The sequence below is a fragment of the Streptomyces niphimycinicus genome (assembly GCF_018883605.1).
Lineage (GTDB): Bacteria > Actinomycetota > Actinomycetes > Streptomycetales > Streptomycetaceae > Streptomyces > Streptomyces niphimycinicus.
On the sequence record NZ_JAHLEM010000587.1, the window covers coordinates 1 to 13862 of the forward strand.

Here is a 13862-nt window from a genome sequence, read left to right on the forward strand (position 1 = left end):
GTCGCCGCCGCCCGCTCGCACGGCTGACCGGTGGCCGGCTCGGCGTCTGAGGTCCGCCGCCGGCGTACGCGGCCTCTTTCCCCACGCGCCGGCCACCGCCGCCCGCCCCTGGCCTTCCGGCCACCGGCTGGGGCTACTCGGCCGCCCAGGTCACCGGCAGCTCGTGGACACCGTAGAACGAGGTGTTCTCCCGGTACCGGATCTCCTTGGGGGCCACCGCCAGACGCAGGCCGGGGAACCTGGCGAGCAACCGCTCCAGGAGCACCTTCAGCTCCACCCTCGCCAACTGCTGGCCCAGGCACTGATGCACCCCGTGTCCGAACGCGAGATGGGAGGCGTGCGGCCGGTCGAGGGCGAGGCGGTCGGGGTCGGCGAAGCGCTCGGGGTCCCGGTTGGCGGTGGACACCAGACCGGCCACCATCTCGCCCTTCGCGATGGGATGACCGTTGATCACAGCGTCCTCGGTGGCGGTGCGCACGGTGCCGAAATTGTTGACGGGGAAGTAGCGGAGGAACTCCTCCACGGCGTCGTCGAGCAGGTCGGGGTTCTCCCGCAACCGGGTCAATTGCTCAGGGTCCTCGAACAGCGCCAGCATGCCGAGGCCGATCAGGTTCTCCACGGGTTCATGACCGGCGAAAATGATGGTCATGGCGATGCCGACCACCTCCTCGTCGGTCAGCGCCCCGCCCTCGACCTCGCTGTGCAGCAGCCTGCTGATCATGTCGTCCGCGGGCTCGGCCCGCTTGGCGCGCACGAATCCGCGCATCTCGTCCCACCACGCGGTCGCCATCGCGCCGACGGCCTGGTCGTCACCGCCGTTCTCCCTGAGCGTGCGTACCTCGTGGTCGAACTTCTGGTGGTAGGTGTACGGCACGCCGAGAATTTCGGAGATCACCATCGCGGGCACCGGGTTGGCATAGGCGGCCACGAGATCGGCGCTCGTGCCCATCGCCTCCATCGCGTCGAGGTGCTGGTCGGCCAACCGCTCTATCCGGCCGGTCAGTTCACGCGCGCCACGCACCGAGAACTCAGCGGTGAGCGTGCGGCGGTAGCGGGTGTGGTCCGGTGGGTCCATGGAGAAGAAGAAGCCCGCCGGTATCTCCATGCTCATCGCCGGAAACGGCACCCTGGAGCCGCTGAACCGGGAGTCCGCCAGCATGGCCCTGATGTCGTCGTGCTTGGTCAGAAACCACATCACCAGGCCGCCGGGCAGCTCCAGTTTGCCCAGTTCACCCGCGTCCCGCAGCCGGCGGTGGTCCTCCGGGGGGTCGTACGGACAACGCCGTTCGGCCTTCACGGTCCCGGGAAGGGGCAAGGTCTCGCTCACTGTTGACTCCCTCGTGTATGCCTCAGGGGCGGATGGTGCGTCAGGGACGATGCGGTGTGTCCGCTCGTATGTGGTCATGTGGGTGGTCGTAGAGGTGTGGTCATGGATGATCCGTCCGCTCGATCCATTTCGCGGACAGATCCTGGAGCAGAGTCGAGATCCGCACCCGTGCCGCGCTTGCCGGGTCGAGATCGAGGATCGACTCGTCGAGCTTGTTCAGCTCTTCGAGCACGAGAATGGCGGCCGCCGCGTCGTCCGGCAGCATTTCGGTGCGCAGATGGCGGGCGAGTTCGACGGCCGTGGGGTGGTCGAAGGTGAGGCTGGCGGGCAGTTCGAGCCGGGTGGCCCGGGCCAACTGGTTCCGCAGTTTCACGGCCGCCACCGAGTCGAAGCCCATATCGACGAAACCGCGGTCGGGGTCGACCATGGCGGCGTCCGGATGGCCGAGGACCGTGGCGACCTGGTCGCGGACCAGCTCCAGCAGGATCTCCTCCTGTTCGTCCTCCGACCGCCCGGCCAGCCGCTCCAGCAGTGTGGTCGCGGACACCTCGGCCGCCGCGGGTTGCTCCACCGGCTGCCGGGCCGGTTCGGTGCGTGCCGGGACCGCTGTCGCGGTGGTGACCCGGACCGCCTCCACGGGCGCGGCGCATGCCGCGTCGAACAGGGCGAGGCCCAGGTCGGTGGAGACGGAGACCGCGGGCAGTCCGAGGACCCGCCGGTGTGCGGCCAGCGCGTCGGCGTACGCGGGGGTCAGTGTTCCGTCGGCGGAGGTGAGCAGCACAAAGCGGTCCAGCTCCAGGTCCCGTGTGGCCATGTGCAGATTCCACGCCGTCTCCAGCCCCGACCGCAGCCGTGCCCGCAGCGCTTGTGGGGTGAGTGCGTGGGCCGGTGTCCGCTCCGGGTCCTCGGCCGCGGTGTGCACCACGCTCCGCAGTCGCGGAATCTCCTCCAGCAGCGCTGCCAGCGCCTGACGGTCCGCCGGATCGCACGGGGCGAGCCGGACGGTCGCGCCGAGGGCTTCCAGCTCGGCCGCGTCGCCGTTCCCGGCCATGTCGCCATTCCCGACTGTGGCGCCATTCCCGGCCGTGTCGCCGACCCCGGCCAGGACCAGGTCGTTCACACCTCGCTCAACAATCAGGTGCCGGGCCACCTCCGTGGCCGACCCACCGGTCACCAGCACCGTGCCCGGCTCCCAGGCGGGCGGGTTCTGCTCGGCGACCGCCGCCGCGGCCGGCTCGGGTACCAGCACCGCCGACGCCCGGACCGCGATCCGGCCCTTCCCCACGGCCACCGCGGCGGGCAGCAGACGCAGATCGGAGGCATCGGTGTCGATGAGGGTCAGCCGTCCCGCGTGGGCCGCCTGGATGCCCTCGACCAGCGACCACACCGCGGCCGCCGCCAGGTCCTCGACCTCCTCACCGGACGCCACGGCGAGCGCGCGCCGGGTCACCAGCACCAGACGCGAGGGTGCGAACCGCTCCTCGTCCAGCCACGTCCGTACGGCATCAGCGGCGCGCAGTGCCACTTCGGACGCCGTGGCGCCCTCGGCCACGCATGGGAGGAGCACGACGTCCGGCACGTCCTCGATGGCCGACAGGTCCGGATACACCGCGACCGGCCCGCCGAGCGTGTCCGGTTTCCAGCCGTCCGGGTCGCCGACGAGCCCCCACCGGACGAGGCCGAGGTCCGGTTCGGCCGACGCAGGAGACACCGTCCACGCCGTCCTGAACAGTGACGCGTTGGCCTGCCGCAGCCGCTGCCCGGACACCGAGCGCAGCACCAGCGAGTCCACCGACAGCACGGGCGCACCGGCGGCGTCGGCCACCTGGAGGGAGACCGTGTCCGGGCCGGTGGGCGCGAGGGTGACCCGCAGTCTCGTGGCACCTTCCGTGTGCAGGGTGATCCCCGTCCAGGAGAACGGCAGATGGGTCCGCTCGGGCTCGGTGACCAGCCCGGCCAGCGCCTCCGCGCACAGGGCCCCGTCGAGCAGGGCGGGGTGCAGGGTCCATCGCCCGGCCTCGGCCCCGGCCGTCTCGGGCAGCTCGATGTCGAGGAAGACCTCGTCGCCGCGACGCCACATCGGTGTCCCGGTGGACTCCAGCGGGTGGGCGCCGGTGGGGGGCCAGCTCTCGGTGTGCGGCGCGGGCGCGGGCGGCCGGCCCACGCCGAGGACGGCGGTGGCGTGGCGGACCCACCGCCGGTCCCGGCGGCAGTAGACCGTGACCGGGCGGCGGCCGGACTCGTCCGCGTCACGGACGGACACCTGCACCTCGACCCCGCCCCGTTCGGGGAGGACAAGGGGCTCATGGACGGTGAGTTCGTCCACCGTCCGACAGTCGAACTGAAGCCCCGCCTGGAGCACCAGCTCCAGGAAGCCGGTCGCCGGGAACAGGGGCACGCCCAGAGTCCGCCGACCGGTCGGCCAGGAGTGCGCGTCGGCGGAGATACGGCCGGTGAGGAGGACACCGTCCGCGTCGGGCAGCGGCACCGTCGCACCGACCAGCGGATGGTCCAGCGCGCCGAGCCCGAGACCGGCCGCGTCGCCGGGGGTACGGGAGGGCTCCAGCCAGAAGCGGGAGCGCTGGAACGCGTAGGTCGGCAGCTCGACCCGCCGGGCGCCGGGGAAGACGGCGGACCAGTCCAACTCCACCCCATGGGTGTGCAGTTGGGCGAGGGCGGTGGTGACCGTGACCGGCTCGGGCCGGTCGGCGCGCAGAGTGGGGATGAACTCGGCGTCGGCCCCGGCGACCTGGGCCTGCGCCAGGGCGGTGAGGGTGCCGTCCGGTCCGAGTTCGAGGAAGGTGCCGGTGCCCAGCTTCCGCAGCCGCTCCAGCCCGTCGGAGAACCGCACCGTCTCACGCACCTGCCGCACCCAGTACGCGGGAGTGCACAGCTCCTCCCCCGCCACCGAGCCCGTGAGGTTGGAGACCACCGGTATCCGCGGGGTGTGGAAGTCCACGGTGCCGAGCACCTCGGCGAACGCGGTGAGCATCTCGTCCATCAGCGGCGAGTGGAAGGCGTGGCTGACCCGCAGCCACCGCGTCTTCACCCCACGTGCGGCCATTGCCTCGGCCACACCGTTCACCGCGTCCTCGTCCCCGGACACCACGACCGAGGACGGTCCGTTCACGGCCGCGAGGGCGACCCGGTCGCTCAGGAACGGCCGTATCCGGTCCTCCGGTACGGCCAGGGCCACCATCGTGCCGCCCGGGGGCAGCGCACCCATCAGGCGGCCCCGGGCCGCGACCACCTTGGCGGCGTCCTCCAGCGACCAGAGGCCGGCCACATACGCGGCGGCCAGCTCGCCGACGGAGTGCCCCAGCAGATAGTCCGGGCGCACACCCCACGAGGACACCAATCGGAACAGCGCCACTTCGAGGGCGAACAGGCCCGCCTGCGCATACGCGGTGGCGTCCAGCGCGCCGGTGGCGTCGGACACCACCTCGTCGAGCGGACGGTCCAGATACGGGTCGAGCGCGGCGCAGACCTCGTCCCACGCCGCCGCGAACACCGGGAACGCCGCGTACAACTCGCGCCCCATACCGGCTCGTTGCGCACCCTGGCCCGCGAAGAGCAGGCCCACCCGGCCGGGGCCGGCGGTGCCCAGGACCACGCCCGGAGTGGGCTCGCCGGCCGCCAGCGCGGCCAGTCCGTCCAGCAGTTCCGCCCGGCTCGCGCCGACCACCGCGGCGCGGTGCGAGAGTGCCGAACGGGTGGTGGCCAGCGACCAGCCCACGTCCACCGGGTCGGGTCCGGGGTGCGCGGCCAGGAAGGACCGCAACCGGGCGGCCTGCGCCCGCAGTCCGTGCTCGCCCCGGCCGGACAGCACCCACGGCAGCACCGCCGGGGCGGGCTCGGTTGTCGGCTCCGGATCGGCCCCCGACTCCGCGGGGGGCTGTTCGAGGATCACATGGGCGTTGGTCCCGCTCACTCCGAACGAGGACACTCCGGCCCGGCGGGGTCGGGAGGCCGACGACCACTCCACGGGCGCGGTGAGCAGTTCCACCGCACCGGCCGACCAGTCCACATGGGTCGACGGCTGGTCCAGGTGGAGGGTCCGGGGCAGCATCTCGTGCCGCATCGCCAGCACCATCTTGATCACACCGGCCACCCCGGCGGCCGACTGGGTGTGCCCGATGTTCGACTTGATCGAGCCCAGCAGCAGCGGGCGTTCGCGATCCTGGCCGTAGGTGGCCAGCAGCGCCTGTGCCTCGATCGGGTCGCCCAGGCTGGTGCCGGTGCCGTGTGCCTCCACGGCGTCCACGTCCGAGGCGGCCAGCCCGGCGGAGGCCAGCGCGGCCCGGATCACTCGCTGCTGCGAGGGCCCGTTCGGCGCGGTCAGGCCGTTCGAGGCACCGTCCTGGTTGACGGCGGAGCCCCGTACGACCGCCAGGACCCGATGGCCGTTCCGCTCGGCGTCGGACAGCCGTTCCAGCAGCAGCAGGCCGACGCCTTCGCCCCAGCCGGTGCCGTCCGCCGCGTCGGCGAACGCCTTGCAGCGGCCGTCGGCGGCCAGTCCGCGCTGCCGGGAGAACTCCACGAAGATGCCCGGGTTCGCCATCACCGTCACCCCGCCGGCCAGTGCCAGGGAGCACTCGCCGGACCGCAGCGCCTGCGCCGCCAGGTGCAACGCGACCAGCGACGACGAGCAGGCGGTGTCCACGGTGACCGCCGGCCCTTCCAGACCGAAGGTGTACGAGAGCCGGCCGGAGACCACGCTGCCGGCGCCACCGGTCAGGAAATAGCCCTCGGACCCCTCCGCCGCCTGGCCGGCGCCCGTTCCGTAGCCCTGTGACGCGGCGCCGACGAACACCCCGGTCTGGCTTCCCTTCAGCGACGCCGCCGGGATACCGGCCCGTTCCACCGCCTCCCAGGCCACCTCCAGCAGCAGCCGTTGCTGCGGGTCCATCGCCAGCGCCTCACGTGGCGAGATCCCGAAGAACCCGGCGTCGAACTCCCCCGCGTCGTACACAAAGCCACCGGCGCGGACATACGAGGTGCCCGTGCTGTCCGGATCGGCGCTGTACAGGCCGTCCAGGTCCCAGCCACGGTCGTCCGGCAGATCCGCGACCGCGTCCCGCCCGGTGTCGAGCAGTTCCCACAGCTCTTCGGGCGAGGTCACCCCGCCCGGATAGCGGCAGGCCATCCCGACGATCACGACCGGGTCGTGGTCGGTGGCCGCCGGGGCGGCGGGCGGCGGCACTGCCTCGTCTACGGTGCCGTCCAGTTCCCGGAGGAGATGGGCGGCCAGGACCGCCGGTGTCGGGTAGTCGAAGATCGCGGTGGCCGGCAGCCTGACCCCGGTGGCGGTGCGCAGCCGGTTGCGCAACTCGACGGCCGTCAGCGAGTCGAATCCGGTCTCCGCGAAGGTACGCGCCGTGTCGACATCGGCCAGGGTGCCGTGTCCCAGCACGGTCGCCACATGCGTACGGACCAGGTCGAGCACATGCTGTTCGCGCTCGGCGACCGGCATCGCGGTCATCCGGTCGCGCAGTGACGAGGCGTCGTCGCCCGAGGCCGCGCCGGTCGCGCGGCGGATCGGCGCGCGGACCAGACCGTGGAAGAGCGCGGGCAGCGCACCGGCCTCGGCCTGCGCTCGCAGCGCGGTGGCGTCCAGCGGTGTCGCCAGCACGACCGCTTCGGTGGCCGCCCTGGCGCTGTCCAGGAGACGGAGCCCCTGATCGGTGGCGAGGGGCGTGGCACCGGCCCTGGCCATCCGGGCGAGATCCCGGTCCGACAGATGGCCGGTCATCCCGCTGCGCTCGGCCCACAGTCCCCATGCCACGGAGACACCGGGCAGCCCGGCGGCCCGGCGATGCGCCATCAGCGCGTCCAGCCAGGCGTTCGCCGCCGCGTAGGCGCCCTGTCCCGGGCTGCCCAGGACACCCGCGGCCGAGGAGAACACCACGAATTCCGCCAGCTCACGACCGGCGGTCAGCTCGTGCAGATGCCATGCGGCATCCACCTTCGGCCGCAGCACCTCGCGCACCCGCTCCGCGGTGAGCGACTCCACCACCCCGTCGTCGAGCACTCCCGCGGTGTGCACCACCATCCGCAAGTCCGGCACGGTGTCCAGCAGCCGGGCCAGCTCGTCACGGTCGGCCACATCACAGGCGACCACCCGCACCTGGGCGCCCGATTCCCGCAGGGCGGCGGTGAGCTCGGCGGCGCCCGGGGCGTCCGGCCCCCGCCGTCCGGCCAGGACGACGTCCCGTACCCCGTGCCGTTCGACCAGGTGACGGGCGACCAGTCCGCCCAGGGTGCCGGTGCCGCCCGTGATGAGCACGGTGTCCCGCTCCCGCAGCGGCTGCGGAACGGACAGCACCAGCTTGCCGATGTGGCGTGCCTGCGAGAGGAAACGCAGCGCGTCGCCCGCCCGCCGGACGTCCCAGGACCGGGTCGGCAGCGGGGTGAAGACTCCCTGCTCGAAGAGTGACACCAGCAACTGGAGCAGTTCCCCGATCCGGTCGGGGCCCGCGTCCATGAGATCGAACGCCTGGTAGCGCACCCGCCCGTGCTCGGCGGCGACGCGCTCACCGTCGCGGATGTCGGTCTTGCCCATCTCCAGGAAACGGCCGCCGTCTGCGAGCAGACCGAGCGACGCGTCCACGTACTCGCCCGCGAGCGAGTTCAGCACCACGTCCACCCGGTCGAAGCGCTCGGCGAACTCCAGAGTGCGGGAGGAGGCGATTCGGTCGTCGGCCACTCCGCCGGCGCGCAGCGTGTCCCACTTCCCCGGGCTCGCGGTGGCGTACACCTCCGCGCCGAGCCAGCGGGCCACCTGCGTCGCGGCCATGCCCACCCCGCCCGCGGCCGAGTGCACCAGCACCGATTCGCCGGACCGGAGACCGGCCAGGTCCAGCAGCCCGTACAGGGCGGTCAGGAACACCACGGGCGTGCCCGCCGCGTCGGTGAACGACCAGCTCTCCGGCAGCCGCGCCAGCAACCGGTGATCGGTCAGCGCCACGGGGCCGAACGCGCCGGAGAACAGGCCCATCACCCGGTCACCGGGCGCCAGGCCGGACACACCGGGACCGATGTCGAGCACCACTCCGGCGCCCTCGCTGCCGATGACGTCCTGGCCGGGGATCATGCCGAGGGCGACCACGACGTCCCGGAAGTTCACCCCGGCCGCGTGCATCGCCACCCGCACCTGCCCGTCGCCGAGCGCACCGGCGGCTTCCGGGCAGGGGACGGCGGCGAGATTCTCCAGCGTGCCCTGGCTGGTGACGTCCATCCGCCACGGCGTCCCGTCCCCGGGGGCCGGGGTGGTGGCGGGGGTGAGCGTGGCGGGGGTGAGCGGAGCCAGCCGGGGCGTCAGGGCACGGCCACGGCGCAGCGCGAGATGCGGATGGCCGGCTGCCACCGCGGCGGCCAGCACCGTACCGGAATCCTGGTGGCCGTCGTGGTCGACGAGGACGAAGCGGTCCGGATGCTCGGCCTGCGCGCTGCGGAGCAGGCCCCAGACCGCCGCCGCGCCGAGGTCCTCGACGTTCTCGCCGGGGGCGGTCGACACCGCGCCACGTGTCAGCACGGCCAGCCGCGACCGGGCGCAGCGCTCGTCGGCGAGCCACCGCCGTATCGCCGTCAGCACCCGGCCGACGACGGTGGACACCGGGTCACCGGCGGACTCGCAGGGCAGCACGACGACGTCGGGTACGGGGGTGTCCGGGCCCAGGTTGTCTTCCAGGGCGTCTCCGAGGTCGTCTCCCAGAGCGCCTCCGAGGGCGTATCCGAGGGCGTCGAACTCCACCGGCGCCTCGGCGGTCGTGGTGGTCGGCAGCGGCGTCTCGGTCCAGTCCATGCGGTACAGCGCGTCCTGGTCCATGCCCCGGGTGTCCGCGATCCGACGGCCGGACAGCGGACGCAGCGCCAGCGACGCCACGGACAGCACCGGCGCGCCCGACGGATCGGCCACCTCCAGCGACACCGCGTCCGGACCGGCCGGGGACAGCACCACGCGGATGGCGGAGGCGCCGACCGCGTGCAAGGCCACTTTGCCCCAGGAGAACGGCAGATACGCCTGGCCGGGTTCGGTGAGGAAACGACCGAGCCCCACTCCGTGCAGGGCGGCGTCGAGCAGGGCGGGATGCGCGCCGCACCGCACGGCCACCTCCTGTGCCGTCGGGTCCAGCGTCACCTCGGCGTATATCTCGTCGTCGCGTGTCCACGCGGCCCGCAGCCCTTGGAACGTGGGGCCGTATCCGTGGCCGCGCTCCGCCATCGCCTCGTACATTCCCGAGACGTCGATGGGCTGCGCGCCCTCGGGCGGCCACACCTCCAGGGACCGGGTCGGCGCGGTGGGATGCTCGGTGGCGCCCAGGGTGTCTGTGACGCCTGGGGCGCCTGTGATGTCTGGGGCGCGTGTGATGCCGAGGGTGCCCGAGGCGTGCAGCAGCCACTCCCCGGCGCGGCACGAGTGCACCGTGACCGGCCTGCGGCCCGACTCATCCGCCGCGGAGACGGCCACCTGCACCTGGACGCCGCCCTGATCCGGCACCACCAGCGGGGCCTGGAGGGTCAGTTCCTCCACCACCGGGTGGCCGAAGTGCTGACCGGCCTGGAGGGCTAGCTCGACGAAGCCCGTGCCGGGGAAGACCACCGTGCCCCGCACCCTGTGGTCCGCCAGCCAGGGCTGTCCGGCCAGGGAGAGCAGGCCGGTCAGCACACCGCCCTCGGTCCCGGGCAGCGGCAGGACCGCGCCCAGCAGGGGGTGCTCGATATCGCCGAGCCCCAGACCGGACGCCTGGGTCACCGCCCGCACGGGTTCGAGCCAGAAGCGTTCCCGCTGGAAGGCGTAGGTGGGGAGGTCGACCGTCCGGGCGCCGGTGAAGAGCGGACGCCAGTCCACGTCGACGCCGTGGGTGTGGAGGTCGGCGAGTGCGGTGAGGAAACGGGCGGGACCGCCGTCGTCGCGGCGCAGCGATCCGGTCACGACGATGTCGGTGTCGACGGCGTCGGCGGTGTCCTGGATGCCGACGGTCAGCACGGGGTGCGGGCTCACCTCGACGAACACGGTGTGGCCCTGGCCCATCAGGGTTTCAAGGGTGGCCTGGAATTCCACCGTGTGGCGAAGGTTGCGGTACCAGTAGTCGGCGCCGAGTGCACGGGGGTCGGTGAGCCGTCCGGTCACCGTCGAGTGGAACGCGACCTGTCCGGCACCCGGCCGGACCGGCGCCAGCGCGTCCGCCAGCTCCTCCCGGATCTCCTCCACCTGTGGGGAGTGCGAGGCGTAGTCCACCGGGATCCGCTTGGCCTCCGGGAACTCCGCCAGCACCGCGTCCAGTTCCTCGGCCGCGCCGGACACCACGGTGGACGCCGGGCCGTTCACCGCCGCCACCGACAGCCCCGGGCGGTCGCGGAGCCGGTCGGCGGGCACGGGGACGGACACCATCCCGCCCTGGCCCGACAAGGCCAGCAGCGCCTTGCTGCGCAAGGCCACCACCCGCGCTCCGTCCGCCAGCGACAGGCCGCCCGCCACACACGCCGCCGCGATCTCGCCTTGTGAGTGCCCCACCACCGCCGATGGCACCACACCGTACGAACGCCACAACTCGGCCAGGGACACCATCACCGCCCACAACACCGGCTGCACCACATCCACCCGGCTCAGCGCTCGTTCATCCGCCAGTACATCGAACAGCGACCACTCGGCGAACGGGGCCAGCGCATCGGCACATTCACGCATGCGCCGTGCGAACACCGGCGAGGAATCCATCAACTCCAGCGCCATCCCGACCCACTGCGATCCCTGACCCGGGAAGACGAACACCACCTCGCGGCCGGGCCGGGCGGCGGCGCCGCCGGTCTCGACGGCGTCCAGTCCACGTCGTAGCTCCGCGAGGTCCGCGCCCACCACCACGGCGCGGTGCGAGTGAAGCGAACGGCCGGCCACGAGTGTCCATCCGACATCGGCGGGATTCAGCCCCGGATGGGCATCGATGAAGGACGTGAGGCGTTCGACCTGGCCCCTCAGCCCGGCCTCACCGGCACCTGACAGCACCCACGGCAGGGGCAGCGCCCTCCGGCGCTGGTCGGGCAACGGCTCGGACGCCGACTCCGGCAACGGCCCGGGCACCGGCTCCGGCTCCGGCAACAGCTCCGACGTCGGCACCGGCCCGGGCACCGGCTCCAGCCCGTCCACCGCATCGGGCCGGGCCGCCACCGTCCCCTGCTCGACGATCACATGGGCGTTGGTGCCGCTGACCCCGAACGAGGACACGCCCGCCCGGCGCGGAGCGCCGTCCCGTGGCCACTCCCTCGCTTCGACGAGCAACGCGACCTGGCCCGCCGTCCAGTCCACATGGGGCGAGGGCTCGTCCACATGCAGGGTTCGCGGCAGTACGCCGTGCCACATGGCCATGACCATCTTGATCACACCGGCCACACCGGCGGCAGCCTGGGTGTGCCCGATGTTCGACTTCACCGAGCCGAGCCACAGTGGCTTGTCCTCGGGCCGTTCCTGACCGTACGTGGCGAGCAGCGCGTGTGCCTCGATCGGGTCGCCGAGGCTGGTGCCGGTGCCGTGTGCCTCCACTACGTCGATGTCGGTGGCGGACAGGCGGGCGTTCGCCAGCGCCTGGCGGATCACCCGCTGCTGGGACGGGCCGTTCGGCGCCGTCAGGCCGTTGGAGGCACCGTCCTGGTTGACGGCGGAACCACGCACCACCGCCAGCACCCGGTGGCCGTTCCGCTCGGCGTCGGACAGCCGCTCCACCAGGAGCATGCCGGCGCCTTCGCCCCAACCGGTGCCGTCCGCCGCCGCCGCGAACGCCTTGCAGCGTCCATCGGCCGCCAGTGCGCGCTGGCGGGAGAATTCCAGGAAGGCCGCCGGGGTGGCCATGACGGTCGCGCCACCGGCCAAGGCCAAGGAGCATTCGCCGGAGCGCAGGGCCTGCGCGGCGAGATGCAACGCGACCAGCGACGACGAGCAGGCGGTGTCCACGGTGACCGCCGGGCCCTCGAGACCGAAGGTGTACGCCAGCCGGCCCGAGGCGACACTGGCGGCGCTGCCCGTGCCCAGATAGCCCTCCGCGCTCTGCGGGGCACCGCTGGCCAGAGCGGCGTAGTCCTGGCCGTTGGTCCCGATGAACACTCCGGTCCGGCTGCCCTGGAGCGTGACGGGGGAGATATGGGCGCGCTCGAACGCCTCCCAGGCGACCTCCAGCAGCAGCCGCTGCTGCGGATCCATGGCGACCGCCTCACGCGGCGAGATCCCGAAGAACCCGGGGTCGAACGCGGCAGCGTCATCGAGGAAGCCGCCCGCCCGGACGTAGGAGGAGCCGGGGTGGTCGGGATCCGGGTCGTACAGCTCGGCCAGGTTCCAGCCACGGTCCGCCGGGAACTCCGATACGGCGTCGCGGCCGTCGGCCAGCAGCCCCCACAGGTCCTCCGGCGAGCTCACCCCGCCGGGGAAGCGACAGCTCATCCCGATGATGGCGATCGGTTCGTCGTCCACCGGGCGTGGCGCCACCGGGACCGGTGTCCGGTCGGCCAGACCCAGCGCCTCCCGGCACACATGCTCGGCGAGCGCCGCCGGAGTCGGGTAGTCGTAGATCACGGAAGCCGGGAAGCGTGCCCCGGTGGCCGCGGTGAGCCGGTTCCGCAGCTCCACCGCGGTGAGCGAATCGAAGCCGATTTCCTGGAAGGGCCGGGCCGGGTCGATCGCCTCGGATGCCGCGTGGCCCAGCACGGCGGCCACATGTGTGCGGACGAGGTCCAGCACGGTGGCCGTCCGTTCCCGCTCGGCCATGGCCTCCAGGCGGGCGGCAAACGCGTCGGCCGCCCCGCTGCCGGTCGGCTCGGTCGGCAGGGATACGTCCCTGAGCAACTCCCTCAGCAGCGGGCTCGGCCGTGAGGCGGTGAGCCGCGCCCCGAAAGTCGCCCAGTCGATATCGGCCACCATCACCGTGGTTTCGTCAGCGGCCAGCACCAGCCCCAAGGCGGAGAGCGCCGACTTGGGATCCATGCCCTGCGACCGCGCCACTCCCGCGGCCATACCGGAATCGGCCCAGGCTCCCCAGGCCACCGATGTGGCCACCAGTCCCTCGGCCCGGCGCCGCTGGGCCAGTCCGTCCAGAACGGCGTTGGCCGCCGCATAGCTGCCCTGGCCCGCATTGCCCACGGTCCCCGCGGCCGAGGAGAACAACACAAAGGCGTCGAGGTCGGCGTCACGGGTCAACTCGTGCAGATGGCGTGCGCCGTCGGCCTTGGCCCGCATCACGGTGCGGATCCGCTCCGGGGTCAGCGATTCGAGCACACCGTCGTCGAGGACACCCGCCGCATGCGCCACTGCACGCAGATCCGGAATCGTCCCCAGGAGCGCCGCGAGCGCCTCGCGATCGGCGACATCGCACGCCACCACGTGCACCCGGTCCCCCAGCTCGGCCACCAACTCCGCGACGCCCGGTGCCTCGGCCCCTTGACGGCTCGTCAGCACGATCCGCTCCACACCGGTATCCGCCAGCCAGCGCGCCACATGGCGGCCCAGTGCCCCTGTACCGCCCGTGACCAGAGCGGTGCCGCGACCCCGCCA

At 72.8% G+C, this 13862-nt stretch carries 2 protein-coding genes; both read right to left on the minus strand.

Going from position 1 to position 13862, the window contains the following annotated elements:
- Positions 1-133: 133 nt before the first annotated feature.
- Entirely contained in the window at positions 134-1327 is a 1194-nt protein-coding gene (locus tag KN815_RS36930; RefSeq protein WP_216346213.1) for a cytochrome P450, read from the minus strand.
- A 100-nt stretch (positions 1328-1427) separates the two neighbouring features.
- Positions 1428-13862, minus strand: a 12435-nt coding sequence (locus KN815_RS36935; protein WP_216346214.1) for a type I polyketide synthase, incomplete at its 5' end; no start/stop codon positions are given.